General features: G+C 73.2%; 27 protein-coding genes. 6 read left to right on the forward strand and 21 right to left on the reverse strand.

The annotated features are described in order from the left end of the window. The first annotated feature begins 26 nt into the window (after positions 1-26). The 4 genes from AC0VX4_RS06960 (at position 27) to AC0VX4_RS06975 (ending at position 3,442) form a co-directional block, all read left to right on the forward strand. Entirely contained in the window at positions 27-1,379 is a 1,353-nt protein-coding gene (locus AC0VX4_RS06960; RefSeq protein ID WP_098471464.1) for a nicotinate phosphoribosyltransferase, read from the forward strand. 3 nt (positions 1,380-1,382) lie between these two features. Beyond that, entirely contained in the window at positions 1,383-2,066 is a 684-nt protein-coding gene (locus AC0VX4_RS06965) for an isochorismatase family protein (RefSeq protein ID WP_002857239.1), read from the forward strand. Positions 2,067-2,071: 5 nt separating this feature from the next. Next, complete coding sequence (locus AC0VX4_RS06970; protein WP_367998949.1) at positions 2,072-2,851, forward strand: AAA family ATPase; 780 nt, start codon at positions 2,072-2,074, stop codon at positions 2,849-2,851. A gap of 129 nt (positions 2,852-2,980) precedes the next feature. Continuing rightward, the gene (locus tag AC0VX4_RS06975; RefSeq protein ID WP_065573686.1) at positions 2,981-3,442 is read left to right on the forward strand and encodes a GNAT family N-acetyltransferase; all 462 of its coding nucleotides are present in this window, start codon (positions 2,981-2,983) and stop codon (positions 3,440-3,442) included. Between the two features lie 54 nt (positions 3,443-3,496). Here AC0VX4_RS06975 and AC0VX4_RS06980 read toward each other — a convergent pair whose 3' ends face one another. From AC0VX4_RS06980 to AC0VX4_RS07000, 5 genes are all read right to left on the reverse strand, one after another. Further along, entirely contained in the window at positions 3,497-5,317 is a 1,821-nt protein-coding gene (locus AC0VX4_RS06980; protein ID WP_081097748.1) for a DEAD/DEAH box helicase, read from the reverse strand. Further along, on the reverse strand, positions 5,310-5,654 hold the full coding sequence (locus AC0VX4_RS06985) for a DUF3039 domain-containing protein (protein WP_010079007.1): 345 nt from the start codon (positions 5,652-5,654) through the stop codon (positions 5,310-5,312). Before AC0VX4_RS06985 ends, AC0VX4_RS06980 begins: the two co-directional genes overlap by 8 nt. A 23-nt stretch (positions 5,655-5,677) precedes the next feature. Continuing rightward, positions 5,678-7,279, reverse strand: coding sequence for a Tat (twin-arginine translocation) pathway signal sequence (locus tag AC0VX4_RS06990; RefSeq protein WP_216879441.1), 1,602 nt, complete (start codon positions 7,277-7,279; stop codon positions 5,678-5,680). Then, entirely contained in the window at positions 7,270-8,094 is an 825-nt protein-coding gene (locus tag AC0VX4_RS06995) for an ABC transporter ATP-binding protein (RefSeq protein ID WP_475464155.1), read from the reverse strand. Before AC0VX4_RS06995 ends, AC0VX4_RS06990 begins: the two co-directional genes overlap by 10 nt. A 64-nt stretch (positions 8,095-8,158) precedes the next feature. Then, positions 8,159-9,109 carry a co-chaperone YbbN gene (locus tag AC0VX4_RS07000; RefSeq protein WP_260979587.1) on the reverse strand — a complete coding sequence of 317 codons (951 nt, stop codon included), beginning with the start codon at positions 9,107-9,109 and terminating at the stop codon, positions 8,159-8,161. Positions 9,110-9,234: 125 nt separating this feature from the next. On the opposite strand from AC0VX4_RS07000, the gene AC0VX4_RS07005 reads away from it, so the two are divergent. Beyond that, positions 9,235-10,557, forward strand: a complete 1,323-nt coding sequence (locus tag AC0VX4_RS07005) for an AI-2E family transporter (protein WP_145031919.1) — start codon at positions 9,235-9,237, stop codon at positions 10,555-10,557. A 34-nt stretch (positions 10,558-10,591) separates the two neighbouring features. Here the strand turns inward: AC0VX4_RS07005 and AC0VX4_RS07010 are convergent, their stop codons facing one another. Further along, positions 10,592-10,951: a hypothetical protein gene (locus AC0VX4_RS07010; protein WP_049161478.1), complete on the reverse strand. Its 360-nt coding sequence runs from the start codon at positions 10,949-10,951 to the stop codon at positions 10,592-10,594. 52 nt (positions 10,952-11,003) lie between these two features. Here AC0VX4_RS07010 and nucS point away from each other — a divergent pair, with 52 nt between their 5' ends. Beyond that, positions 11,004-11,699 (forward strand): endonuclease NucS, encoded by a 696-nt coding sequence (gene nucS, locus AC0VX4_RS07015; protein ID WP_002857250.1) that lies wholly within the window; start codon positions 11,004-11,006, stop codon positions 11,697-11,699. 14 nt (positions 11,700-11,713) lie between these two features. Here the strand turns inward: nucS and AC0VX4_RS07020 are convergent, their stop codons facing one another. The 15 genes from AC0VX4_RS07020 to rho form a co-directional block, all read right to left on the reverse strand. Next, on the reverse strand, positions 11,714-12,103 hold the full coding sequence (locus AC0VX4_RS07020) for a DUF2550 domain-containing protein (RefSeq protein ID WP_475464156.1): 390 nt from the start codon (positions 12,101-12,103) through the stop codon (positions 11,714-11,716). Positions 12,104-12,137: 34 nt separating this feature from the next. Continuing rightward, the gene (locus AC0VX4_RS07025) at positions 12,138-12,413 is read right to left on the reverse strand and encodes a F0F1 ATP synthase subunit epsilon (protein ID WP_002857254.1); all 276 of its coding nucleotides are present in this window, start codon (positions 12,411-12,413) and stop codon (positions 12,138-12,140) included. 6 nt (positions 12,414-12,419) lie between these two features. Continuing rightward, positions 12,420-13,877, reverse strand: a complete 1,458-nt coding sequence (gene atpD / locus AC0VX4_RS07030; protein ID WP_002857256.1) for a F0F1 ATP synthase subunit beta — start codon at positions 13,875-13,877, stop codon at positions 12,420-12,422. Positions 13,878-13,930: 53 nt separating this feature from the next. Beyond that, positions 13,931-14,824, reverse strand: a complete 894-nt coding sequence (locus tag AC0VX4_RS07035; RefSeq protein WP_049161482.1) for a F0F1 ATP synthase subunit gamma — start codon at positions 14,822-14,824, stop codon at positions 13,931-13,933. An 83-nt stretch (positions 14,825-14,907) separates the two neighbouring features. Continuing rightward, positions 14,908-16,542 carry a F0F1 ATP synthase subunit alpha gene (atpA, locus tag AC0VX4_RS07040; RefSeq protein ID WP_036334989.1) on the reverse strand — a complete coding sequence of 545 codons (1,635 nt, stop codon included), beginning with the start codon at positions 16,540-16,542 and terminating at the stop codon, positions 14,908-14,910. A gap of 90 nt (positions 16,543-16,632) precedes the next feature. Beyond that, the gene (locus AC0VX4_RS07045) at positions 16,633-17,448 is read right to left on the reverse strand and encodes a F0F1 ATP synthase subunit delta (RefSeq protein WP_002857261.1); all 816 of its coding nucleotides are present in this window, start codon (positions 17,446-17,448) and stop codon (positions 16,633-16,635) included. Continuing rightward, complete coding sequence (locus AC0VX4_RS07050; RefSeq protein ID WP_002857262.1) at positions 17,445-17,999, reverse strand: F0F1 ATP synthase subunit B; 555 nt, start codon at positions 17,997-17,999, stop codon at positions 17,445-17,447. The genes AC0VX4_RS07045 and AC0VX4_RS07050 overlap by 4 nt, the downstream gene beginning before the upstream one ends. 84 nt (positions 18,000-18,083) lie before the next feature. Continuing rightward, positions 18,084-18,299 (reverse strand): ATP synthase subunit C, encoded by a 216-nt coding sequence (locus AC0VX4_RS07055; RefSeq protein ID WP_002857264.1) that lies wholly within the window; start codon positions 18,297-18,299, stop codon positions 18,084-18,086. A gap of 150 nt (positions 18,300-18,449) precedes the next feature. Further along, positions 18,450-19,250 carry a F0F1 ATP synthase subunit A gene (atpB, locus tag AC0VX4_RS07060; protein ID WP_002857266.1) on the reverse strand — a complete coding sequence of 267 codons (801 nt, stop codon included), beginning with the start codon at positions 19,248-19,250 and terminating at the stop codon, positions 18,450-18,452. Positions 19,251-19,481: 231 nt separating this feature from the next. Further along, positions 19,482-19,916, reverse strand: a complete 435-nt coding sequence (locus tag AC0VX4_RS07065; RefSeq protein WP_145031927.1) for a hypothetical protein — start codon at positions 19,914-19,916, stop codon at positions 19,482-19,484. Beyond that, positions 19,913-21,052, reverse strand: coding sequence for an MraY family glycosyltransferase (locus AC0VX4_RS07070; RefSeq protein ID WP_145031930.1), 1,140 nt, complete (start codon positions 21,050-21,052; stop codon positions 19,913-19,915). Before AC0VX4_RS07070 ends, AC0VX4_RS07065 begins: the two co-directional genes overlap by 4 nt. A 9-nt stretch (positions 21,053-21,061) precedes the next feature. Further along, the gene (locus tag AC0VX4_RS07075) at positions 21,062-21,793 is read right to left on the reverse strand and encodes an L-threonylcarbamoyladenylate synthase (RefSeq protein WP_145031932.1); all 732 of its coding nucleotides are present in this window, start codon (positions 21,791-21,793) and stop codon (positions 21,062-21,064) included. Continuing rightward, positions 21,790-22,692: a peptide chain release factor N(5)-glutamine methyltransferase gene (gene prmC / locus AC0VX4_RS07080; RefSeq protein ID WP_410992990.1), complete on the reverse strand. Its 903-nt coding sequence runs from the start codon at positions 22,690-22,692 to the stop codon at positions 21,790-21,792. Before prmC ends, AC0VX4_RS07075 begins: the two co-directional genes overlap by 4 nt. Continuing rightward, positions 22,689-23,798 (reverse strand): peptide chain release factor 1, encoded by a 1,110-nt coding sequence (prfA, locus tag AC0VX4_RS07085; RefSeq protein ID WP_410992992.1) that lies wholly within the window; start codon positions 23,796-23,798, stop codon positions 22,689-22,691. Before prfA ends, prmC begins: the two co-directional genes overlap by 4 nt. Before the next feature lie 115 nt (positions 23,799-23,913). After that, positions 23,914-25,980: a transcription termination factor Rho gene (gene rho, locus AC0VX4_RS07090; RefSeq protein WP_464476015.1), complete on the reverse strand. Its 2,067-nt coding sequence runs from the start codon at positions 25,978-25,980 to the stop codon at positions 23,914-23,916. Between the last annotated feature and the right edge of the window lie 196 nt (positions 25,981-26,176).

A 26,176-nucleotide genomic window follows, 5' to 3' on the forward strand; every position in this document is an offset into this window, starting at 1 on the left:
CCGCGACGGTCCACTAGGGTGGGCGCGTGAGCCAGAACCCCGTGCCCAGCGCCCCGCGGACCGCCGACGACTGGCAGATCCCCACGGCGCTGATGACCGACCACTACGAGCTGACCATGCTCCAGGCCGCGCTGAAGGCCGGCACCGCGCACCGCCGCTCCCGCTTCGAGCTGTTCACCCGACGCCTGCCCAGCGGCCGCCGCTACGGCGTGGTGGCCGGCGTGGGCCGCGCGCTGGAGGGCCTGTCCCGCTTCCGGTTCGACACGCCCGAGCTCGACTTCCTCGCGGACACCACCGCCCTCGACGACGCCACGCTGGCCTGGCTCGCCGACTTCGAGTTCACGGGCGACATCGTGGGCTACGCCGAGGGTGAGGCCTACTTCCCGCACTCCCCCCTCCTGCAGGTGGAGTCGACCTTCGCCGAGGCGTGCATCCTGGAGACCTACCTGCTCTCCATCTACAACTACGACTCCGCCGTGGCCTCCGCCGCCTCCCGCATGACGGCGGTCGCGGACGGCCGCCCGTGCGCCGAGATGGGCTCGCGCCGCACGCACGAGGAGTCCGCCGTGGCCGCGGCCCGCGCCGCGGCCATCGCGGGCTTCACCGCGACCTCGAACCTCGAGGCGGGCCGCCGGTACGGCATCCCGACCGTCGGCACCGCCGCCCACTCCTTCACCCTGCTGCACGACACGGAGCGCGCCGCCTTCGAGGCCCAGGTCGCCGCGCTCGGAGCGGACACCACCCTCCTCGTGGACACCTATGACGTGGAACAGGGCGTGCGTACCGCGGTCGAGGTGGCCGGCCCGGCCCTGCGCAACGTCCGGGTCGACTCCGGCGACCTCGTGATCCAGGCCCACCGGGTGCGCGAGCTGCTCGACGAGCTGGGCAACACCGAGACCGGGATCATGGTCACCTCGGACCTGGACGAGTACGCGATCGCCGCCCTGCGCTCCGCCCCCGTCAGCTCGTACGGCGTGGGCACGCGCCTGGTCACCGGATCCGGCGCGCCCACCGCCTCCATGGTCTACAAGCTCGTGGCCCGCCAGGACGACGACGGCACGTGGGTGGACGTGGCCAAGGCCAGTTCCGGCAAGGCCAGCCGGGGCGGCCGCAAAGAGGCCGCGCGCCGCCGCGACCCGCGGGGCCGGGCCACCGCCGAGGTGATCGGCGTCAACCGCGGCGCCGCGCCCGACGCCGACGACCGTCCCCTGCTGCACCGTTTCGTGCACGCCGGCGAGCTGGCCGAGGGCTGGACCGGCCCCGAGGCCGTCACCCGTGCCGCCGAGCGGCACGCCGCCTCCCTGCGCGAGCTGCCCGCCTCCGTGGGCCGCCTGCAGCCGGGCGACCCCGCCATCCCGACCATCTTCCTGGAGGACTGACCCGTGGAGAACCTGAACCGCGCCCTGGTGATCGTGGACGTGCAGAACGACTTCTGCGAGGGCGGCGCCCTCGGCGTGACCGGCGGCGCCGCCGTCGCGGCCGGGGTCAGCGAGCACCTGGCCGAGCACGCGGACGCCTACACGGCCGTGGCCGCCACGCGCGACTGGCACGTCGACCCGGGCACGCACTTCGCGGCGGCCACCGGTGCCGAGCCGGACTTCCGCACCACCTGGCCGGTGCACTGCGTGGCCGGCACCACCGGCGCCGAGCTGCACCCCGACCTGGACATCGAGCACCTCGACGCCGAGTTCCTCAAGGGCCTGCACACGGACGCCTACTCCGGCTTCGACGGGGCCCTCGGCGAGCCCGACGCCGTCCCGACCGGGGCCGCGGGCGAGCGCCCCTCCGGGACCGTCGGCCCGTACGGGGCCACCGCCGTGGCCGCGGCCGCCGTCGAGTCCGGCGCCCCCGGCCTCGACGAGTGGCTCCGCGAGCAGGGTGTGGACGCGATCACCGTGGTGGGCATCGCCACGGATCACTGCGTGCGCGCCACCGTGCTCGACGCCCTCGACGCCGGCTACGAGGTCACCGTGCTGACCGACCTGGTGGCCGGCGTCGACGAGGCGGCCGCCCAGGCCGCGCTCCACGAGATGGAGGCCGCCGGGGCCATCCTGGCGACCTCCTGAGCCCCGTGGACGACTCGCGGCCCGGTCGCGGCCGGTGCCCCGGCCGGCCCCACGACGGCGGCGACGGCGATACCGGCCTGGGCCCCGCCCTGCCCGTCCGCAGGGTGACGGAGCACGCGCTCGGCGAGCGCCTGGACCGCTCCGGCTGGCCGGCCACGGTCCCCGCGGTCCGGCAGCTGCTGGACGACAGACTGGACCTCGGACCGGCCACCGTCCTGGTCGGCGCGAACGGTGCGGGCAAGTCCACGCTCGTGGAGGCGATCGCGGAGGCCGCCGGGCTGAACCCGGAGGGCGGCACCCACCACGTCCGCCATTCGACGCGCGTCACCGAGTCCGCGCTGGCCGAGCACCTGCAGCTGACCCGCGGCGCCGGCGCGCCGCGCGGCGGCGTGTTCCTGCGGGCCGAGGCCATGCACGGGCTGTTCACCTACCTGGAGGGCGTGTCCAGGGGACCGAGCCTGCACCGCATGAGCCACGGGGAGTCCTTCCTCGCGTTCTGCCGCGAGCGGGCCTCGGTGCGCGGGCTATGGGTCCTGGACGAGCCCGAGTCCGCCCTTTCCTTCGAGAACTGCCTCGCCCTCACCGCCTTCCTGCTGGAACGGCTCGAGGCCGGCTGTCAGGTCCTGCTCTCCACGCACTCCCCGGTCCTCGCGGCCCTGCCGGGGGCGCGGATTCTCGAGGCCGGCGAGCACGGCCTGCGCGAGGCCCGCTGGGAGGACCTGGAGACCGTGGACCACTGGCGCCGTTTCCTCGCGGGCCCGGAGCGGTATCTGCGGCATCTGTGAGGCGGAGGGCGCAGAGACCCGTGCCGCCGGCCCTCCTCCACGCGTCGGCCGACACCGTGGCGGATATCACGTCACGGGGCAGAATGGCGGGACACCCGGTGCTGCCGCCGGAGACGAGGAGTGAACGCCATGACCGACTCCCCCATCGCCGCCGACCGGGACGGCATCCGCTACCTCTCCGGGGCGATCCCGGCCGCCGACGACGTCCGCGCCCTCTACGACGCCGTGGGCTGGTCCGCCTACACGGCGGACATGGACACGCTCATGGGCGGGCTGCAGGGCTCGGCCACGGTGGTGACCGCCTTCGACGGCGGCCGTCTCGTCGGTCTGGCCCGCGTGGTCTCCGACGGCCACACCATCGCCTACCTGCAGGACATCCTCGTGGATCCGGGGCACCAGCGCCGCGGCATCGCCTCCGAGCTGCTGCGCCGCGTCTTCGCCCGGTTCGGCCACGTGCGTCAGCACGTGCTGCTCACGGACACCGAGGAGCGCCAGCGCGCCTTCTACGAGGCCCATGGATTCCGCGAGTCCCGTGACGTGGAGGGCGACGAGCTGCGCGCCTTCGTGCGCTTCCAGTCCCGGGACGGCTGAATCCGGCGCTCAGGCCGCCACGGCCCGCCGCTGCCCCCGCGTTGCCGACGGACCTCAGGTCCGGCCGACGAACCACCCGCGCAGGGTGCTCAGCCGCTTCTCCAGCTGCTCGCGGGAGGCCTGGGCCACGGCGGGGCCGCCGGAGATCTCCCGCAGGCGGTTGTGGATCACCCCGTGCGGCTGGCCGGAACGGGCAGCCCAGGCGGACACCGTCTTGGACAGCTCGGAGCGCAGCTCCTTCATCCGCCGGTGGTCCACGACGTCGGCGGGCTCGGCCGCCTGCGCACGCGGCCGGCGCTGGATCTGCTCGGCCTGCCGCTGCCGCAGCAGGGCGGAGACCTGCTCGGCGTCCAGCAGGCCCGGGATGCCGAGGAAGTCCTGCTCCTCCTCCGAGCCGACGGCGCCGCCGAGGCCGAACTCGCCGCCGTCGAAGAGCACCTTGTCGAAGCTGGCCCGGGACTCGAGGGCCTCGAACTTCTCCCGCGTCAGCGCGTCCGAGCCGCTCTCGGCCCGGTTGGCCTCCGCGATCAGGTCCTCCTCGGGGGCGTCCTCGAGGTCCTCGACCTCGACGGCGCCCTCCTTGCGGTCCAACGCGTGGTCCCGTTCGAGCTCCATCTCGTTGGCCAGCAGCATGAGCGCGGGCACGGACGGCAGGAACACCGAGGCGGTCTCCCCACGCCGGCGGGAGCGCACGAAGCGGCCCACGGCCTGGGCGAAGAACAGGGGCGTGGACGTGGACGTGGCGTACACGCCCACGCACAGGCGGGGCACGTCCACGCCCTCGGACACCATGCGCACCGCCACCATCCACCGCTCGTCCGACGCGGCGAACTCCTCGATGCGATCCGAGGCGCCCTTGTCGTCCGAGAGGATCACGGCCGGCCGCTGGCCGGTCAGCGCCTCGAGCTGCGCGGCGTACGCGCGCGCGTCCTGGTGGTCCGTGGCGATCACGAGGCCGCCGGCGTCGGGCACGTTGCGGCGCACCTCGCTGAGCCGCCGGTCGGCCGCGCGCAGCACGGACGGGATCCACTCGCCCGCCGGGTCCAGCGCGGTGCGCCAGGCGGAGGCGGTGATGTCCTTCGTGGCCGCCTCGCCGAGCTGGGCCTCCATGACCTCGCCGGTGGAGGTCTTCCAGCGCATCTGCCCGGAGTAGGCCATGAAGATCACCGGGCGCACCACGTGGTCCCGCAGCGCCGGGCCGTAGCCGTACGTGTAGTCCGCCTTCGACCGCTCGATGCCGTCCGCGCCGAGTTCGTAGCGGACGAAGGGGATGGAGGCGGTGTCCGAGCGGAACGGGGTGCCGGTCAGGGACAGACGCCGCGTGGCCGGCTCGAACGCCTCACGGATGCCCTCGCCCCAGCTCAGGGCGTCGCCGCCGTGGTGGATCTCGTCCAGGATCACCAGCGTCTTGGCGGCCTCGGTGCGGTTGCGATGCAGGACGGGCTTGTTCGCCACCTGGGCATACGTCAGCGCCACCCCGCGGTACTCGGCGCCGTGCCGCCCGTCCGCGTTCTTGAAGTTCGGGTCGATCGCGATGCCCACGCGCGCGGCGTTGTCCGCCCACTGGCGCTTGAGGTGGTCCGTGGGCGCGACGACGGTCAGCCGCTGCACCACGCCGGAGTCCATCAGGATCTTGGCCACGCGCAGCGCGAACGTGGTCTTGCCCGCGCCGGGGGTCGCGACCGTCAGGAAGTCCTGCGGGGCGGTCTGGAGGTAGCGCTCCAGCGCCTCCTGCTGCCACTGGCGCAGCTTGGGGGCCGTCCCCCACGCCGCGCGCTCGGGCATGGCGGGGGGAAGGTCCTCGCCGATGTGGAACAGGTCGTGCTGGACGCTGCCGTCCGGGGTGCCGCTCGTCAGGGAGCGGCCGTCAGCCACGGCCGCGGCCTCCGAACCAGCCACCGCGCTTGCCGCCGCCGTCGCCGTCGCCGCCGTCCTGCGGCTCGCGCAGGCCCTCGTAGATCTCCTTGCACGTGGGGCACACGGGGAACTTGTTCGGGTCCCGGCCCGGCACCCACACCTTGCCGCACAGGGCGATCACGGGGGCGCCGGTGACGGCGGACTCCGTGATCTTCTCCTTGCGGACGTAGTGGGCGAAGCGCTCGTGGTCGCCCGGCTCGATCTCCTGCCGCAGCTCCTCACGCTCGAGGACGGACGTGCCGCCGCCGGCGGGCGCGAAGGGGTCGTTCAGGTCGGGTTCGCCGGTCACACTCATGCAGGCCAGTCTAGCCGCGCCCCTCAGAAGGCGGCCACGGCCTGGTAGGTCTCGGCCTGCGCGCGGTCGTACCAGCGCGCCCCCAGGCGCACGCCCAGCCACAGCGCGACGGCGCCCCACACAAGCCCGAGGGCCACCGTCACCCAGCCCCACACGGCGGCCCCGGTGACGAGCCGGACGACGAAGGGCACCAGGAACGGCACCGCGAGCGCCAGGCTGACCAGCATCGCGGCGCCCTGGACGAGCATCGTGCGCATGGCCGCGCCCTGCGGTGTCTTGAACGGGCTGTCCCCCGGCTTCGGAACCGGGTAGACGAAGCGGGCGGAGATGAAGGCGGACAGCCCGGCGGTCGTCCCGAACAGGCCGAGGGCCAGGCCCAGCATCGGCGCCAGCAGGGACCAGTCCCCCGCCGCCGCCACCGTCGCCGTCGTCACGAGGAGGATCATCGGCACGCCCCAGCCCGCCAGGCCCAGGACCCGGCCCCAGCGGTCGTCCACGCCCCGCACGCCCGAGACGACGTGCAGGTGGAACGCCGTGTGGTCGTAGGCGATGTCCGCGGAGATCGAGTAGGCCAGGGACCAGGCGGTGATCGGCCCGAGGACCAGCAGCAGGCCCAGTCCGGGACCCCCCTCCGCGGCCATGCCCCCGGTGAACCACAGCAGGACGGCCATGAGGGGGATGATGATGAGCCCGGCCGCGTACCGCGGGTCGGCCAGCCAGTAGCGCTGGGCGCGGGCCGCGATCGCGGTGCGCGGGCCCGTGGCCGGTCGGCCCAGCCAGCGCAGCGGCGTCGGGTCCGCTCCCGCGGCGACGCGACGGGACCGACCGCCGCCCACGGCCACCGGCTCCACGGTGCGGCGCACGGCCAGGTGCCACAGGGCCAGGGCGGCCAGGCACCAGGCGGCCGCCACCGCGAGGTGGAGCGCGACGGCGGCGCCGCGGCCCTCGGCGGCCGCCCACGCCGCGGCGGGGCCCGCCCCGAACGGGGTCCACGCCGCGCCGCGGGCGATCTGGGGCGCGATCGCCAGGAAGTCCTCGAACGACGCGATGGCCCGCGAGAGGGCGAGGCCGCCGAGCATGAGCGGGATGAACAGCAGGACGGAGACGACGTCCCGCACCCGACGCCGGCTCGCGTAGGCGGCCAGGAGGCCGGCGAGGCCGGAGCCGATCGCCACCGCGGTCACCGCGGCGAGCGCGCCCCCGACCAGGCCCGCCGCCAGCGCGGCCGGCCGGTCCCACCAGCTGGCCCCCAGGCCCACCAGCACGGCCAGTGTGGCGAGCCCGACCGGCGTCGTGAAGGCGCTCAGGACCAGCCCGGCGATGAGGGTGCGGGCCGGGACGGGGAAGAGCACGAAGCTGTGCGGGTCGAGCGTGGCATCCACGCCCGTGACGAACGGCGGGATGACGAGCCAGGCGAGCACCACGACGGCGGCGACCAGCACGGTCGTGGCGCCGCGGGCCTCGTCCGGCAGGGCGGGCAGCCCCGTGACGAACAGCGTCACGGCCACGGCGGCCATGCCGAGCACATACAGCGCGCCGAGCACGCTCACCACCAGGGTGAACGGGGACCGGCGCCACTGGTTCAGGGTCAGCGTCCAGCGCAGTCGGACGAGCGTCAGAGCCACGCCAGCCCCTCCGAGCCGTGGCGCCCGCCGACGAGGTCCACGAAGCGGTCCTCGAGGTCGCGCCCGTCCCGGACCTCCTCGAGCGTGCCGGCGGCCCGCAGCGTTCCGGCCGCGATCACGGCGACGTGGGTGCACATGCGCTGGACGAGGTCCATCACGTGGCTCGAGACGATCACGGTGCCGCCCCGCTCCACGTACGAGTGCAGGATGTCCCGGATGTTCGCGGCGGAGACCGGGTCCACGGCCTCGAACGGCTCGTCCAGGACGAGCAGGTCCGGGGCGTGGACCATGGCGGCCGCCAGGGACACCTTCTTGGTCATGCCGGCGGAGTAGTCGGCCACGAGCTTGCGGCCGGCGTCCTCCAGGTCCATCACCCGCAGCAGGTCCGCGGTCCGCTCGGCCACGGTGTCCGCGTCGAGGCCATGCAGCAGCCCGGCGTAGGTCACGAGCTGCGCGCCCGTGAGGCGGTCGAAGGTCCGCACGCCATCGGCGAGCACGCCGACCCGTCGCTTGGCCTCGAGGGGCTGCTCCCACATGTCGACACCGTGGATCCAGGCGCGGCCGTGGTCCGGGCGCAGCAGCCCGGTGGCCATCGACAGGGCGGTGGTCTTGCCCGCCCCGTTGGGCCCGACCACCCCGAAGAACGACCCGGCCGGGACGTCCAGGTCCAGCGCGTCCAGCGCCAGCTTGTCCCCGAACCGCTGGGTCAGCCCGCGCGTGACGAGGGCGAGGTCCGGATCGGGGGCGTCCACCGCGCGCCGACGGGCGGCGGCCGTGAGGTGGGCAGGGACAGGCTCGGGCGCATGCGGAGTCATGCCTGGGACGTTACCCACCGTCAGGCGGTCACGGCGTCCTCCTCAGGGATGAATCGTGGATCCCTCAGAACAGCGCTGCGGCCAGCCGGCGCCGCGAGGCCTGCACACGGGGGTCGTCCGTGCCGACCACGGTGTAGAGGTCCACGAGGTGGGCGCGCGCCGTCTCCCGGTCGTCGCCGGGGTGGAGGGCGATGAACCGCACGAGCCGGGCGAAGGCGTCCTCCACGTGGCCGCCGAGCACGTCCAGGTCGGCGACGGCGAGCTGGGCGGCGACGTCGTCCGGGCCGTCGGCGGCGGCCGCGCGCACCGCCGCGGCGTCGGCGTCGCGGGTGCGCAGCATGAGGCGGGCCGCGGACAGGCCCTGCTGGGCCACGGCGTCTGCGGGGCTGTCGGCCAGCGCCGCCTCCCACGCCGAGACGGCCCCGGGCAGGTCGTCGGCGGCGAGGGCCTCGTGGGCGGCCCGGTGCAGCGGCGGCACGGGCGGAGCCTCCGCGGCCGTGGCGCCGGCGTCCTGGCGCGCCGGGGCGACCGCGGGCACGGTGCCGGCGACGCCGTTCTGACGGGCCACCTCGAGGATCTCCCCCATGAGCTGGCGCAGCGTTTCCTCCGGCACCTCCTGATTGACCAGCGGCACCGGCTGCCCCGCCACCACGGCCATGACCGCGGGGCCGGCCCCCAGGCCGAGCGCCTGCAGCACGGCGGGCTCCTTCGCCACGTCCAGACGCGCGAGCACGAGCCGTCCCGCCTGGGCGTCGACCGCGTCCGCGAACTGGCGGTAGAGCGCCTCGCTCGCCGCGTCCCCGGGCACGTGCAGGTGCAGCAGCACCGGCACCTGGGCGGAGAGCTGGACCAGCTGCTGCAGCAGACCCTGGTCGGCGTCCGCGATCACCCACGAGCCGCCGCCGGCGCCGGCCCCCGGCGCGGTGCGCCCGGCCGGGGCCGGGGTGCCGAGCGAGGACAGGTCGACGGCGCCGCGCAGGTGGGACGGGGCGTCGGAGGGGGGCTGGGCGGTCACGTCGGTCACGATCCTTCCGGTCCGGGGCCGCCCCGTCGCCGGGGCGAGGGGCGTTGTCACTGGGCCCCACGGTAGCCTCCCGCGCGCGGCGCGGTCAGGCCGGGGCCCTGACGTACGCTGAGCGCGTGGAGGAGAAGGAGACCGCATCCGGCCCGGATGCCACCGGCGTCGCCGACGTCCGTGCCCCGGCCGAGCCCGAGGGCGCCGAGCAGCCGTCCCTGGCCGGCATCCCCGCGCAGCCGGTCGGGGTGGCCGCCGCGCCGCCGTCGCACGGGCCGGCGCCCGCCGGGCGTCGTCGACTGCTCCGCCTGGGCTCCGTCCTGCGGCGGCGCCGTCCCTTCCTCGAGGAGGACCGGGTGGACCCCGAGTCCGCCCCCGCCGACGGCGCTGCGGATCCGGCGGTCGCGACCGTGGCCCTCGAGTCCCCCGTGCTGACCGGCTTCCTGCTCGCGGTGGGCGTGGCCCTGGCCATCGGCGTCGTCTCGGTGCTGCGCACGAACGGGCAGCTGATCGTGTGGATCGCCGCGGCCCTGTTCATCGCCCTGGGCCTGGACCCGCTGGTACGCCGGGTCGAGTCCTGGGGCGCGCCCCGCTGGGTCGGCGTGCTCACGGCCGCGCTCGGCCTGGCCGCCGCGGCCGGGGCGTTCGTCGCCCTCCTGGTCCCCACGGTGATCGAGCAGTCCACCCAGCTGGTCCAGGACCTGCCGGCCATCATCGACGGGGTGATGCGGGCCGAGTGGTTCGTGCAGCTCGACGAGGAGTTCCACCTCCAGGAGGCCGTCCGCGCCCAGACCGAGCGCCTCGCCGCCGACGGCGCCGCCGTCACCGACCTGTTCGGCGGGCTCCTCGGCTTCGGCCAGACCGTGCTGAACGCCGTCTTCTCGGTGCTCGTGGTGGTCGTGCTGACGCTGTACTTCCTCTCCTCCCTGCCGCACATGAAGTACTGGGCCTACCGGCTCGCACCGCGCTCGCGCCGGCCCCGGATCGAGGCGCTGTCCGAACAGATCACCTCCTCGGTCGGCCACTACGTGATGGGCCAGTCCTTCGTGGCCGCCCTCAACGGCGCGGTGGCGTTCACGGCGCTGGCCATCGCCGGCGCCCCCTTCGCCGTCCTGCTCGCCGCGATCGCCGCCTTCATGGCTTTCATCCCGCTGGTGGGCGCCGCGATCGGCGGCACGCTGCTGACCCTCGTGAGCCTGCTGACCTCGTGGCAGACCGCCGCCGTGTTCGCGGCCATCTACTTCGTCTACCTCCAGATCGAGGCCTACGTCATCTCGCCGCGCGTCATGGCGCGCGCGGTGTCCGTGCCGGCGGCCGTGGCCGTGATCGCGGTGATCGCCGGAGGCGCGCTGCTGGGCGTCCTCGGCGCCCTCATGGCGATCCCGCTCGCCGCCGCGCTGGCGCTGCTGGTCCAGGAGGTCTTCATCCCCCGCCAGGACGCCCGGTAGGCCCACGACGGCGGCGCGGCCCGGACCGTCGCGGTCAGCGGCCCGGTCGGGTGCGCCAGCACACCGGGTGCCAGTGCCGCCGGTCCGCCCCCGCGTCCTCGTCCCCCATGATCCAGTCGGCGCGCCAGGCCACGAGGTGCGCCTGGCCCTGCCGGATCACCCGGCCGCAGCCGGGGCACGTGTAGTCCTTGACCGCGCGCCACGCGGGGATCTGCCGGACGTGCCATCCGCCGTCGGACCCGGACTGGCGCGAGTAGCCCGCGTCCAGGCCGAGGAGCTCCTCGAGCGGGTCGGCGCGCCCCGGCGACGGCCGGGACCGCCGGGAGGCGCCGGAGGCCCCGCGCTCGCTCCGCCGAGGCGCGGACGAGCGGCGGGGGCGGTTCGAACGGGGCATGCCTCCATGCTGGCACACGAGCCGGTGGGCGCGGTCCGCCTAGGATGGACCGGTGCGACTCGTCATTGCCCGCTGCTCCGTGACCTATGAGGGCCGCCTCAACGCCCACCTGCCCACCGCCACCCGTCTGCTCATGGTGAAGGCGGACGGCTCAGTGCTGGTGCACTCCGACGGCGGCTCCTACAAGCCCCTCAACTGGATGTCGCCGCCCGCGACCCTGCACGTGGAGGAGCCCTCCCCCGACCAGGCCGACCAGGGAGTGACGCAGGTCTGGCGCGTGCAGGCCAAGAAGTCCGACGACCGGCTCATCGTGCTCATCGAGGAGGTCCTGGCGGACGACTCCCACGAGCTCGGCGTGGATCCCGGCCTCGTCAAGGACGGCGTGGAGGCGGATCTGCAGCGTCTGCTGGCCGAGCAGATCAGCCTGCTCGGCGACGGCCACACCCTCGTGCGCCGCGAGTACATGACGGCGATCGGCCCCGTGGACATCCTGGCCCGCGACGCCGACGGCGGCACCGTGGCGGTCGAGCTCAAGCGCCGCGGGGACATCGACGGGGTCGAGCAGCTCACCCGCTACCTCGAGCTGATGAACCGGGACCCGCTCCTGGCGCCCGTGCGCGGCGTGTTCGCGGCCCAGCAGATCAAGCCCCAGGCCCGCACCCTCGCCGAGGACCGCGGCATCCGCTGCGTCACCCTCGACTACGACGCGATGCGCGGCGTCGACGACGCCGAGTCCCGCCTGTTCTGAGGCGCCGGGCGGGCTCAGCGGCGCCAGAAGGACGACGCCGCGGACGGCCCCGCCTCGCTCCAGGCGCGCAGGGCACCGGCGTCGTCGGGGTCGACGACGACGCGCACCGGACGTGCGCCGGCGCTCAGCTCCAGGACGGTCCGGCCGGCCTCGTCCGCCGGGAGGCGGTCGATCTGCAGGCGGCTCCGGTCCCCGCTCCAGCGCTCCCGGGAGAGGCGCCAGCGCCCGGTGAGGCGCAGACGGGACTCGTCGTACAGGCCGATCACACGCTCACGCCCCGGGCCCTCCCACTCCAGGACCGCCGGGAAGGCGGCCGTGACACGGGCGAGGGCCCGGCGCCGCATCACCAGGGCGAGTGTCGACAGCACGATGACTGCCACCACGGTCGCCGAGGCGATGAGCACCGGGCCCTCCACCGTCAGGTCCTGCCGCGCCGCGTCAGGCCGCCGCGGCGTCGCCCAGCCGGGCGGACGTCGCGGCGATCACGACACGGTCGTGGTCCACGGAGAAGAAGCCGCCGTGGGCCTGCGCGGTGACGGTGCCGCCGTCCGTGGTGCGCACCACGACCTCGCCGTCGCCGAGGACGGCGAGCATCGGGGTGTGGCCCGGGAGGATGCCGATCTCACCGTTGACGGTGCGCGCCGACACGGCCGACGCGGCGCCCGACCAGATGGACCGCTCCTCGGAGACGATCTCGACGTTGAGCTCAGCCATGATCGATCAGCCCTCGGCCTGGATCTTGGCCCACTCGCGCTCGACGTCGTCCAGGCCGCCCACGTTGTAGAAGGCCTGCTCCGCGACGTGGTCCAGGTCGCCGTCGGCGATGGCCTTGAAGCCCTCGACGGTGTCCTTGACCGGCACGGTGGAGCCCTCGACGCCGGTGAACTGCTTGGCGGTGTAGGTGTTCTGCGAGAGGAACTGCTCGATCTTGCGGGCGCGGCCCACGGTGATCTTGTCCTCCTCGGAGAGCTCGTCCACGCCGAGGATCGCGATGATGTCCTGCAGCTCCTTGTTCTTCTGCAGGATCTGCTTCACGCGGATGGCCACGTCGTAGTGGTCCTGGCCCACGTACTGCGGGTCGAGGATGCGCGAGGTCGAGGCCAGCGGGTCCACGGCCGGGTACAGGCCACGGGACGCGAGGTCACGGGTCAGGTTGGTGGTCGCGTCCAGGTGCGCGAACACGTTGGCCGGGGCCGGGTCGGTGTAGTCGTCCGCGGGGACGTACACGGCCTGCATCGAGGTGATGGAGTGGCCGCGGGTCGAGGTGATGCGCTCCTGGAGCACGCCCATCTCGTCCGCCAGGTTCGGCTGGTAGCCCACGGCGGAGGGCATGCGGCCCAGCAGCGTGGAGACCTCGGAACCGGCCTGCGAGAAGCGGAAGATGTTGTCGATGAACAGCAGCACGTCCTGGTTCTGCACATCGCGGAAGTACTCCGCCATGGTCAGCGCGGACAGGGCCACGCGCAGACGCGTGCCCGGCGGCTCGTCCATCTGGCCGAACACGAGGGCGGTGTCCTTCAGGACGTCCGCCTCGTCCATCTCGACCCAGAGGTCGTTGCCCTCACGGGTACGCTCGCCGACGCCGGCGAACACGGAGGTGCCGCCGAAGTTGCGGGCCACACGGGTGATCATCTCCTGGATGAGCACGGTCTTGCCCACGCCGGCGCCGCCGAACAGGCCGATCTTGCCGCCCTTGATGTAGGGGGTCAGCAGGTCGATGACCTTGATGCCGGTCTCCAGCATCTCGGTGGAGCCCTCGAGGGAGGCGAAGTTCGGCGCCGGGCGGTGGATCGGCCAGCGGTCCTCGGCCTGCAGCTGCGAGGACGGCATGTCCAGGGTCTCGCCGAGCACGTTGAAGATGTGGCCCTTCACGGCGTCGCCGACCGGCACCGAGATGGGGGCGCCGGTGTCCACGACGTCGGTGCCGCGCACCAGGCCGTCGGTGGACTGCAGGGAGATGGCACGGACCATGTTGTCGCCGAGGTGCTGGGCGACCTCGAAGGTGACCGTGCGGCGCTGGCCGTTGAGGTCGATCTCAGTGGTCAGCGCGTTGTAGATCTCCGGCATCGCGTTGGCCGGGAACTCGGCGTCGATCACGGGGCCGATGACGCGGGACACGCGTCCGGTGGCACCGCCGGTGGGGGTCCCGGTGCCCTGGTCAGTGATGGTGGCAGTCATCTCTCTCACTTCTATCGTGTGTGGATGGCGAGTCTGGTGAGTCCCGAACGGGCTCAGGAGTTGTTGAGCGCGTCCGCGCCCGCGATGAGCTCGGTGAGCTCCTGGGTGATCTCGGCCTGACGGGCGTTGTTCATCAGGAGCGTGTAGTCCTTGATGAGGCTCGTGGCGTTGTCGCCCGCCGACTTCATGGCGCGCTGACGGTTGGCGAGCTCCGAGGCCGCCGACTGCAGCATCGCGTTGAAGATGCGCGACTCGATGTACTTGGGCAGCAGCGCGTCGAGGACCTCCTCCGCGTCCGGCTCGTACTCGTAGAGCGGCAGCACCTCCTCGGCGGTGGCGGCCTCCTCCTCGACGACCTCGAGGGGCAGCAGGCGCACCACGTGGGGGTTCTGCTTCACGAGCGAGACGAACTCGGTGAACACGACGTGGATCTCGTCCACGCCGCCGTCTGCCGTGTCCGTGAGGAACGCGTCCACGAGCACCTCGCCGATCTCGGAGGCGCGCTCGGCGACGGGGGCGTCCGTCTGGCCGGTCCACAGCTGCTTGTAGTCGCGGCCGCGGAAGTCGAAGTACGTCTGCGCCTTGCGGCCGACGACGTACACGTCCACGTCCTTGCCCTCCTCGCCGAGGCGGGTGAGGAGCTGCTCGGCCTTGCGCAGCACGTTCGCGGAGTACGCGCCGGCGAGGCCGCGATCCGAGGACATGATGAGCACGGCCGCCCGGGTCGGGTTCTCGGGCTCCGTGGTGAGGACATGATCGATGTCGTGCTGGCTCGACACGGCCGAGACGGCGCGGGTGATCGCGTTCGCGTAGGGCAGCGACGCGCTGACGCGCTCACGTGCCTTGGTGATGCGGGACGTGGCGATCAGCTCCATCGCCTTGAAGATCTTCTTCATCGACGACGTCGACGCGATCTTCTGACGGTAGACCCGGATCTGGGCTCCCATGGTGGTCCTTTCCCTGGCGGGAGGGCGGCCCGGCGTCGTCCCCGTGGGGTCCGACGCCGGACCGCTCCCTCACCGACCGGCGGTCAGCGCTTCTGCTTGGTGATCTGCTCCTGCGCGACCTGGTCCTGCTCGATCGCGCGGTGCTCCTCGTGGCCGGCCTGCACGCCGCCGTCCTCGGAGGACTGGAAGCCCTTGGAGAACTCGGCGACGGCCGACTCGAGCGCGGACACGGTGCCGTCCTCGAGCTTGCCGGTGGAGGCGATGTCGGTCAGGACGGAGGTGTGGCGACGCAGGTGGTCGATGAACTCGCGCTCGAAGCGCAGCACGTCCTGCACCGGCACCTCGTCGAGGTGGCCCTTGGAGCCGGCCCAGATGGACACGACCTGCTCCTCGACCGGGTAGGGCGAGTACTGCGGCTGCTTGAGCAGCTCCATGAGGCGCTCACCGCGGGCGAGCTGGCGGCGGGTGGCCGGGTCCAGGTCCGAGGCGAACATGGAGAACGCCTGCTGGTCGCGGTACTGCGCCAGGTCCAGCTTCAGCGTGCCGGAGACCTTCTTCATGGCCTTGACCTGGGCGGCGCCGCCCACGCGGGACACCGAGATGCCCACGTCCACGGCGGGACGCTGGTTGGCGTTGAACAGGTCCGACTGCAGGAAGATCTGGCCGTCGGTGATGGAAATGACGTTGGTCGGGATGTAGGCCGACACGTCGTTCGCCTTGGTCTCGATGATCGGCAGGCCGGTCATGGAGCCCGCGCCCATCTCGTCCGAGAGCTTGGCGCAGCGCTCGAGGAGCCGGGAGTGCAGGTAGAAGACGTCGCCCGGGTAGGCCTCGCGGCCCGGCGGGCGGCGCAGCAGCAGGGAGACGGCACGGTAGGCCTCGGCCTGCTTCGACAGGTCGTCGAAGATGATCAGCACGTGCTTGCCGCCGTACATCCAGTGCTGGCCGATGGCCGAGCCGGCGTAGGGGGCGAGGTACTTGAAGCCGGCCGGGTCGGACGCCGGGGAGGCCACGATGGTGGTGTACTCCAGGGCGCCGTGCTCCTCCAGCGTGGCGCGGACGCCGGCGATGGTGGAGGCCTTCTGGCCCACGGCCACGTAGACGCAGCGGACCTGCTTCTCGACGTCGCCCGACTCCCAGTTGGCCTTCTGGTTGAGGATCGTGTCGACGGCGATCGCGGTCTTGCCGGTCTGGCGGTCACCGATGATCAGCTGACGCTGGCCACGGCCGATCGGGATCATGGCGTCGATGGCCTTCATGCCGGTCTGCAGCGGCTCGTGGACCGACTTGCGCTCGGTCACGGTCGGCGCCTGCAGCTCGAGGGCACGGCGGCCCTCGGCCTCGATCGGGCCCAGGTCGTCGATGGGCTGGCCCAGCGGGTCCACCACGCGGCCCAGGAAGGCGTCGCCCACCGGGACGGAGAGGATCTCGCCGGTGCGCTGCACCTCCATGCCCTCGCGGATCTCCTGGAACTCGCCGAGGACGACGACACCGATCTCGCGGGTGTCGAGGTTCTGGGCCAGGCCCTGGATGCCGTTCTCGAAGCGCAGCAGCTCGTTCGCCATGACGGAGGGCAGACCCTCCACACGAGCGATGCCGTCCGCCGCGGAGATGACACGGCCGACCTCGGTGCGATCGGTGCCCGACGGTTCGTACGATGCCGCGAAATCGTTCAAGGCATTGCGGACATCGTCAGCGTTGATGGTCAATTCGGCCATCTGCAGTCCCTGCTCTCTGTGCTTGGTGATCATCGACGTGACGATGATGCTTACGTTCGTGGGTGTTCCGGATGCGGGCGGGAGCCGGCCTCAGCCGGCCATCCGCCGCTGGAGGTCGTGGAGGCGCGAGGCCATGGACCCGTCGACGACGTCGTCGCCGACCTGGACGCGGATGCCACCCACCACGTGGGGGTCCACCGTCACGTCCATGACGAGATCGCGGCCGAAGGCGCGGCGCAGGCCCAGGGCCAGCCGCTCCTGCTGCTCGGCCTCGAGCGGCCGGGCCACGGTCACCTCGGCGATCCACTGGCGCTGCCGCTCGGCGACGACGTCCGCGGCCTTGCGGATGGCGGCGGACGGCTTCAGGCCGCGCGGAGCCGCGACGGCGCGCTCGACCAGCAGTCGGCCGGCCGGGCTGGCCGACTCGCCCAGGAGACGACCGGCCAGAGCGGCCCGCGCCTCGAGGGGTGCGTGCTGATCGGTGAGCGCCCGCTGCACCTCGTGCGAGTCCTCCACCGTGCGGTTGAAGGCCAGCAGCTCGCCCGAGAGGGCGGCCAGGCCCGCGTGTCCGCCGCGTGCGGCCTCCGCGGCGGCCGCGTGCGCGGCCACCGTCTCGAGGGCGTCCCCGAGATCGCGCTCCGCCGACCAGCGGCGGCCGGCCAGGTCCTTGAGGACCTGCAGTGCACCGGGGGTCACCCGGGCGCCGAACAGCGAGTCGACGAGGCCGTGACGGCGCTCGGTGGTCCAGGCGGGGTCGGTCAGGGCGCGGCGCAGGGCGCCGTGCTCGTCCACCACGTCCAGCGCGCCGAACAGCTCGCGTGCCAGGGCCACGCCGCCCTCGTCCAGCACCGGACCGACGGCCTCCAGGGAGGCGGCCAGGGAGTCCCTCGATGCGCCCGTCATCATTCGGCGACACCTGCGCTCTGGTGACGGTCCAGGTCAGCCAGGAAGCGGTCGACCACGCGCTGCGAGCGGGCGTCGTCCTCGAGGGACTCGCCCACGATCTTGCCGGCCAGGGTCGTGGCCAGCGAGCCGACCTCGCCCTTGAGCTGCGCGGCGGCCTGCTGACGCTCGGCGGCGATCTGCGCCTGCGCCTGCTCGGAGATGCGCGTCGCCTCGGCGGTCGCGCGCTCGCGCGCCTCGGCCACGATCTCGGCGGCCTCGGTGCGGGCATCCTCGCGGATGCGGTTCGCCTCGGTGCGGGCGTCCGCCAGCTGCGACTCGTAGTCCGCCATCATCGCGTTCGCCTCGGCCTGGGCCTTCTCAGCCTTGGCCAGACCGCCCTCGATCGCCTCGACACGGTCCTGGTAGGACTTCTCGAGGGTCGGGACGATGAACTTGATGACGATGAACATGAGCAGGGCGAAGCCCACCACGACGACGAGGATCTCCCACGGGTTGGGGATCAGGGGGTTGGCCCCCTCAGCCGCCGCGAGGATCAGTCCGTTGCTGATCATGTTTCAACCATCCTTCGGTCAAGAGTCCTGTGGAGAGGGAGCACCGACGGTCTCACCGTGCGGGCGCTCCGTGGACGCGGCGCGTCAGGCGCCGATGACGAAGGCGAAGACGAGGCCCAGGATGGCGAGGGCCTCGGCGAGCGCGAAGCCCAGGAGGGCGATCGGCTGCAGGATGCGCTGGGCCTCCGGCTGACGGGCGACGCCGTTGATGTAGGCGGCGAAGATCAGGCCCACGCCGATAGCGGAGCCGATGGCGGCGAGGCCGTAGCCGATCATGTTGAGCGAACCGTGCAGTTCCATGGTGTTCCTTTCACGAGGCCGAGGTGTCCGGCCGGGTTGTGGAGGGTCGGCCTCCCGGGTGGTCCTCCTGCGGAGGGCCGGGAAGACTGGTGGCGGGCTCTCCCGCCGTACCGCGGCCGCCTGGGTCGTGCCCGAGGCGGCCCCGGAAGATCAGTGGTCGTTCGCGTCGATCGCGCCCTGGATGTAGATCGCGGTCAGCAGCGTGAAGACGAAGGCCTGCAGGTACATGATCAGCAGCTCGAGGAAGTACAGGGCCACCGAGCCGAGGATGACCAGGATGCCGGTGCCCTGCAGGGCCAGGCTGCCGGTCTGCGTGATCAGGTAGGCGGCGCCGGCGCCGGCGAGCATCACGATCATGTGGCCGGAGAGCATGGTGGCCATCAGACGCAGGGAGTGGGTCAGGGGGCGCACGATGAAGTTGGAGATGATCTCCAGCGGCACGAGCAGCGGCAGGATCCAGCCGGGCACACCGGAGGGCACGACGGCCAGCTTCAGGTAGCGCACGCCGTGGCGCTTGATGCCGACGCCGATCCAGATCGCGTAGACGATGAGGGCCAGGCCGTAGGCGGCGCCCGCGTGGGAGAAGGTCGGCAGCTGCAGCACCGGGATGGCGCCGAACAGGTTGTTCAGCAGCACGAAGAAGAAGATGGCGAAGAGCAGCGGGACCCACTGCTTGAAGTTCTTCTCGCCCAGGATGTCCTTCGCGATGTCGTTCCGGACGAAGGAGTAGCCGGACTCGGCGAGCCACTGGGCCTTGCCGGGCACGAGCCGGGGACGGCGCATGGCCCACGCGAAGAAGGCGGTGATGAGCACCACGGAGAGCAGGACGAGCAGCATCTGCTTGCCGAAGCCGGTGCCGTACTCCGCACCCCAGGGGAAGATCTCCGGGAGGTGACCATCAGAGATGGTGGGGGGCACGAATGATGCGTTGGCCAGCACGAGGGTCAGCACGCGGTTCCTCTCCGAAGTGATGCAGTCGACGGGACCGCAGCCTCGTCCCCGGACCACAGGCGGGCGCCGCGACATTGCGGGGGTACCGGTGCGATGCGAGACACGGATGGCGGCAGATGGGCGCCGTCGAAGTGTTCGCCTCCAACGATACCAAACGGTGACCCGTGCTCCGTACCGCAGAAGGGGCCCACGGCATGGCCCGCGGCTCCGTGTCTTCGCCCCTCGGACGGGTCAATCGGCGTAGATCCCGCGGCGGGTCCGGGCGAAGACGAGGACCTCCGCGGCCTGCCAGACGAGGATCGTCACGAGGGCGGAGATCGCCGCCGCGTCCGGCCGGACCCAGTCGGGGCGGGGCAGGACCCCCAGCAGCACCGCGAACACCGCGATCTTGAGCACGAACAGCCCCACGCTGACCGGCAGCGCCGCCTCGCGCGCCCGGTCCCAGACGAGTGCCGTCGTCACCCCGGTGAGCGCCGAGAGCGCGAGCACCGCGCCGCCGCCCAGCAGGGCGCTCCCGGCCGCCTCCCCGCCGGCGGAGAGCAGCCACGCGGCGCACGTGATCGCCAGGGCAGCCCCCGCCGCGGCCAGGGACCACCCGAGGATCCCCCACCAGCCACGGCGGTTCTCCCAGCGGCGCCGGCGTCGGCGACCTCCCGCCCCGGTCACGCGTCCCCCCGCTCGTCCGGGTGGGCCGCGGCGTCGTTCCGGACCGCGCGACGGCGCTCCACGATCGGATGCAGGGTGAGGTAGCCGGCTCCGGCCAGGGCCACGGCGAGCACGGGCAGGACGATCCTGTGGTCCACGAAGTTCAGGGACACCGCGCCCCAGGCCACGAGGAACGCCCAGAGCCAGAGCAGCGCGACGGCCTGCGCCTGGGTGTAGCCGCCGTCCACGAGCTTGTGGTGCAGGTGCCCGCGGTCTGCCGAGAAGGGGCTGGTGCCCTTGGCCGTCCGCCGCAGCACGGCCAGGGCGAGGTCCGCGAGCGGCAGTGCGAGGACGGCGACGGGCAGCAGGATCGGCATGTAGGCGGGGACGTTGCGGAAGCGCATCCCGTCCAGGGCGTTCACGTCCGCGGTCACGGCGACCGCGGCCGCGGCCATCAGCAGGCCGATGATCATGGCCCCCACCTCGCCCATGAAGATGCGGGCCGGGGCCAGGTTCCACGGCAGGAAGCCCACGCACGCGCCGACGAGCAGGGCCATGAGCAGGGTGGCGAGGTTGGCGTAGTCGAACTGGTTGATGGTCCGCGTCAGCAGATACGAGTAGACGAAGAAGGCCGAGCCGCCGATCAGCGCGACGCCCGCCGCCAGGCCGTCCAGACCGTCCACGAAGTTGATCGCGTTCATCGTCAGCACCACGGCGAACACCGTGAGGATGACCTGCGTGGTCTCGTTCCCCACCGGGATCCAGCCCACCGGCATCGCCTCGATGCGGATCCCGCCCAGGGCCACCGCGAGTCCGGCCAGCACCTGGCCGGCCATCTTCACCCACCAGCGCAGGTCCCACATGTCGTCGGCGATGCCCACGACGAGCACGACGGCGACGGCGACCAAGAGCCCGCGCACCGCGGCGTCGTCCGCGTAGATCCCCTGGAGGAACGGCACGACTCCCCCGACGGCGAATCCCACCAGCACGGCCGCGGCCATGGCCACGCCGCCCAGCTTCGGCACGGGGTGCCGGTGCACGTCCCGCTGGCGCAGCGGGGTGAACACGCGCGCGCGCAGCCCCAGCCGGCGCATGAGGGGCGTCAGGGCCCCGCAGGCGACGGCCGTGACCACGACCAGGACGAGATACGCGCGCATGGGGGCCGGTCAGGCCTCCCGGTCGGCGGGACGCGCCGCGGCGTCGTCGTCGGCCGCGATCCGCTCGGCGGCGACCGGCGGCTCCTCGCCCTCGGCGAGCAGGTCCGGCACCACCGCGCGCAGCTCCTCCAGGGGCACGGAGCCCTGCCGGGCCACGCGGAACGGGGTGACGGTGCAGTCCACGATCGTCGAGGGATCCCGGCTCTCGCGGGGGCCGGCGTCGAGGTAGAGGGCCACGGACTCCCCCAGCATCGAGCGGGCGGCGTCGGCGGTGGTGGCGGCGTCCATGCCGGTGCGGTTCGCGCTGGAGACGGCCATGGGGCCGACGGCGTAGAGCAGCTCGCGGGCCACCGCGTCGTCCGGCACGCGCAGGGCGACGGTGCCGCGGGTCTCGCCGAGGTCCCAGGTCAGCGTGGGCTGGGACTTGAGGATGAGCGTGAGGGCGCCGGGCCAGAAGCGCTCGGCGAGGGCCTCGGCCTCCTCCGGCACGTCGTACGCGAGGCCCGCCATGACGCGGCGGTCCGCGATGAGCACGGGCGGCGGCATGGTGCGGCTGCGGCCCTTGGCGGCCAGCAGCACGGCCACGGCCAGCGGGGAGAACGCGTCCGCTCCGATGCCGTAGACGGTGTCCGTGGGCAGGACCACGCAGCCGCGGTCCGCGAGGACCTCGCGGGCGCGGGCCACGGCATTCTCGAGGGCGGCCGGATCCGAGACGTCGATGAAGTCACTCACGTCGGTCATTCTTCCACCTCCGCGCCCGCCGCGGCGTCGCAGGACCGGCGCGCCGTCAGGAACCGGTCTCGTCCGGTGAGGTCCTGGTGCACGCGGACGCCCGTGAACCGGGGGTCCGCGCCGAGGGCGGCCAGGAGCGCCGGGCCCTGCGTCTCGTGGTGCTCCATGGCGAAGAGGCCGCCCGGGGCGAGCAGGTCCGCCGCCCGGTGCGCGATGGCCCGCGGGACCCGCAGCCCGGGCGCGTCCCCGCCGTAGAGCGCCCGCGCCGGGTCCAGTCGGGCCTCGGGCTGGGCGGGCACCTCGGCCTCGGGCACATAGGGCGGGTTGCTCACGACGACGTCCACGCGGCCCTCGAGGTCCGGGCATGCGACAAGGGCGTCGCCTTGTCGCAGGTCGACCCCGCGCGGGGCGAGGTTCCGCCGGGCCCAGTCGGCCGCCGTCGGGTCGAGCTCGACGGCGGTGACGGCGAGCGGGCGGCCCCGTGCCTCGCCCCACGCCGCGACGGCCGCGGCGATCGCGCCGGAGCCGGTGCACAGGTCCACCACCACGTCCGCCGTGGGCCGCGCAGCCAGGTCGGCCACGACGGTCTCCACGAGCAGCTCGGTCTCCGGTCGCGGGATGAAGACCCCCGGGCCGACCGCGAGGTCGAGCCCGTGGAAGTGCGCGACGCCGGTCAGGTGCTGGACGGGCTCGCGGGCGGCGCGGCGCCCGACGAGCGCCTCGAACGCCGCTTCCTGCGTGGGCTCGGCCACGGCCCCGGCGAACACCCGGGCCAGCAGCGCGCCGCGGTCGAGGCCGAGCACGTGGGCCAGCAGCAGCTCAGCGTCCACGCGCGGCGAGTCGATGCCCGCCGCGGTCAGGCGGGCGGCGGCGTCGCGCAGCAGCGCGGACCAGGCCGGTGCGCTCACGCGTCCGCGCCCAGCGCGGCGAGCCGGCGCTCCTCGTCGAGGGCGAGGCAGGAGGCGATCACGGCCTCGAGGTCGCCGTCGAGGACCGCGTCGAGGTTGTGCGCCTTGTAGCCGGTGCGGTGGTCCGCGATCCGATTCTCCGGGAAGTTGTAGGTGCGGATGCGTTCCGAGCGGTCCATGGTGCGCACCTGCGCGGCGCGCGCCGCGGAGTCCTCGGCGTCCTGCTCCGCCCGCTGCCGCTCGAGCAGCCGCGACCGCAGCACGCGCAGCGCGGCCTCGCGGTTCTGGATCTGGGACTTCTCGTTCTGCATGGAGACGACGATCCCCGTGGGCAGGTGCGTCAGACGCACCGCGGAGTCGGTCGTGTTGACGGACTGGCCGCCCGGCCCGGAGGAGCGGAAGACGTCCACCTTGAGGTCGTTCGGATCGAGGTGGACCTCGTCCGGGGCGTCCACCTCGGGCAGCACGAGCACGCCGGCGGCGGAGGTGTGGATGCGCCCCTGGGACTCGGTGACGGGCACGCGCTGCACGCGGTGCACGCCGCCCTCGAACTTGAGCCGGGCGTAGACGCCGTCGGCCGGGTCGGCCGCGCTCCCCCGCACCGCCACGTGGACGTCCTTGTAGCCGCCCAGGTCGGAGTGCGTGGCGGAGAGGACCTCCGTCTTCCAGCCCCGGGATTCGGCGTAGCGCAGGTACATGCGCAGCAGGTCGCCGGCGAACAGGGCCGCCTCCTCGCCGCCCTCGCCGCCCTTGATCTCGAGGATCACGTCGCGCGCGTCGTCGGGGTCACGCGGGATCAGCAGCCGGCGCAGCCGTTCGGCGGCCTCGGCCTCGGCCGCCTCCAGACCGGGCACCTCGGCCGCGAAGGCCGCCGCGTCGTCGTCGCCGGCCGCGGCCAGCTCCCGCGCATCGGCCAGCTCCTCCGCGGCCGCCGACCAGGCGCGGTGGGCCGTCACCACGGCGCCGAGCTCGGCGAACCGCCGGTTCAGCCGCCGGGCGAGCGCCGGGTCCTGGTGCACCGCCGGGTCGGACAGGCGCGCCGTCAGCTCGCGATGCTCCGCCAGGAGCCGATCCACGGCCTCGCGCCGCTGGTCCGAATCGAACACGTGCGTGCCTCTCCTCCTCCGGCCGCAGCGGGCCGGGCTGTCCGACGCGGACGGCCCCGCCCCGTCCGGCGGAGACGAGCTCCCCCGGGCGGGACGGGGCCGTGCGACGGGACGGTCAGTCGTCGCCCTTGGACCCCAGCGTGGTCTTGGAGACCAGCATGAGGAACTCGGCGTTGGACGCGGTGTCCTTGATCTTGTTGGTGAGCAGGTCGAGGGCCTGCTGCTGCTCGAGGCCGGAGAGCACCCGGCGCAGCTTCCACATGATCTTGACCTCCTCCTGCGAGAGCAGGGCCTCCTCGCGGCGGGTGCCGGACGCGTTGACGTCCACCGCCGGGAAGATGCGGCGCTCCGCGAGGTGGCGGGACAGGCGCAGCTCCATATTGCCGGTGCCCTTGAACTCCTCGAAGATCACCTCGTCCATACGCGAGCCGGTCTCGACCAGCGCGGTGGCCAGGATGGTCAGCGAGCCGCCGTTCTCGATGTTGCGGGCGGCGCCGAAGAACTTCTTCGGCGGGTACAGCGCCGAGGAGTCCACACCGCCGGAGAGGATGCGGCCCGAGGCCGGGGCGGCCAGGTTGTAGGCGCGGCCCAGGCGGGTCATGGAGTCGAGCAGCACGACGACGTCGCGGCCCATCTCCACGAGGCGCTTGGCGCGCTCGATGGCCAGCTCGGCGAGGGTGGTGTGGTCGTCCGCCGGGCGGTCGAACGTGGAGGCGATGACCTCGCCGTCCACCGACCGCTGCATGTCGGTGACCTCCTCGGGGCGCTCGTCCACGAGCACCATCATGAGGTGGACCTCGGGGTTGTTCGTCTTGATCGCGTTGGCGATCGACTGCAGGATCATCGTCTTGCCGGCCTTGGGCGGGGAGACGATGAGGCCGCGCTGGCCCTTGCCGATGGGGCTGACCAGATCGATCACGCGGGGGCCGATCAGCTTGGGATCGGTCTCCAGGCGCAGGCGCTCCTGCGGGTACAGCGGCACGAGCTTGCCGAACTCCACGCGCTGCGGGTGCTCGACGGCGGGCTGGCCGTTGACCGAGGAGATCTTCACCAGGGCGTTGAACTTCTGACGGTTGGAGCCGCCGCCGTGGTGCTGCTGCTTCTCTCCGTCGCGCGGGGCGCGGATCGCGCCGACGACGGCGTCGCCCTTGCGCAGACCGTACTTCTTCACCATGGCCAGGGAGACGTAGACGTCGTTCGGGCCCGGCAGGTAGCCGGAGGTGCGGACGAACGCGTAGTTGTCCAGCACGTCGAGGATGCCGGCCACGGGCTGCAGGACGTCATCCTCGGTCAGCTCGGTCTCGTCGACCTCGGGGCCGCCGCGGCCACGGCGGTTGCGGCCGCGCTCGTTGCGGTTGCGGCGGTTGCGACGGTTGCGGCCGCCCTCGTCGTCGCGGTCGTCGCGGCGGCTGCGGTCCCCGCGTCCGCCGTCGCCCCGGCCGCCGTCCTCGGACTTGTCGCCGCGCTGCTCGCGCGAGCCGTCACGGCCGTTCTCACGGTCCCGATTGTTCTCGCGGCCGTTCTCACGGTCACGGCCGTTGTCGCGGTCCCGCCCGTTGCGGCCGTTGCGGCCGCGGCCGTTCTCGCGCCCGTTGTCGTCACGGTCCTCCCGGTCGCCGCGGCGGTCCGCGCCGTCGTCGCCCTGGGCGCCGTCGGAGCGACGGTCCTGACCCTGCTGGGCGTCGTCGTCGCCGGCGCGGCGACGACCGCGGGAACGGCGCTCGGACTGCGGGCGGTCCTCGCCCTCGTCGCGGGCCTCGGACCCCCCGGACCGATCCTGGTCCGAGGCGGTCTCACGGGGGGCCTGCTCCGTCTGGTCCTCGCGGGCCTCGGCCTGGGGCTGCCCGTCCTGGGCGGCGGCGGCCGGAGCGGAGGTGTCGGCGTCGGCGCGGCGCGAGCGGCGGCGGGCCGGGCGCTCGGCGGCCGGGGCCGCGTCCTGAGAGGACGCGGCGGCCGGGGCGGCCTCGGCGGCGGGGGCCTGGGCCGCGCGCTCGGCGGCGTCGCGGTCCGCCACGGAGCCGCCGCGCTGGTGGTCGGAGATCGCGGTCACCAGGTCGGCCTTGCGCATGCGCGAGCCGCCGGCGATGCCGAGCTGAGAGGCCAGGGCCTGGAGCTGGGCGAGCTTGAGCGAGGCCAGGCCACCGCCGTTCGTCGGCGTGGTCTGTTCCGTGGATTCGGTCACGAAGGTTCCTTCTCCCTCGAATGCGGCCCGGCGGCGCGTGGCGCGTCGGGCTGCGGTGTGCATCCGGTCGGGCCGCGCAACGGCGCCCCAGAAAACCGGGTTTCATGGTGTGAACTCAGCAGTGGCGCCTCCCCTGATCGTGCGCAGTCGCTGCGTGACGGGGCGGAGGCGTCCGGACTCGACCGAGCCGGAGGGG

This window comes from Micrococcus sp. 63XJN7_8_ISO-PGPR-S23-253, assembly GCF_056173425.1.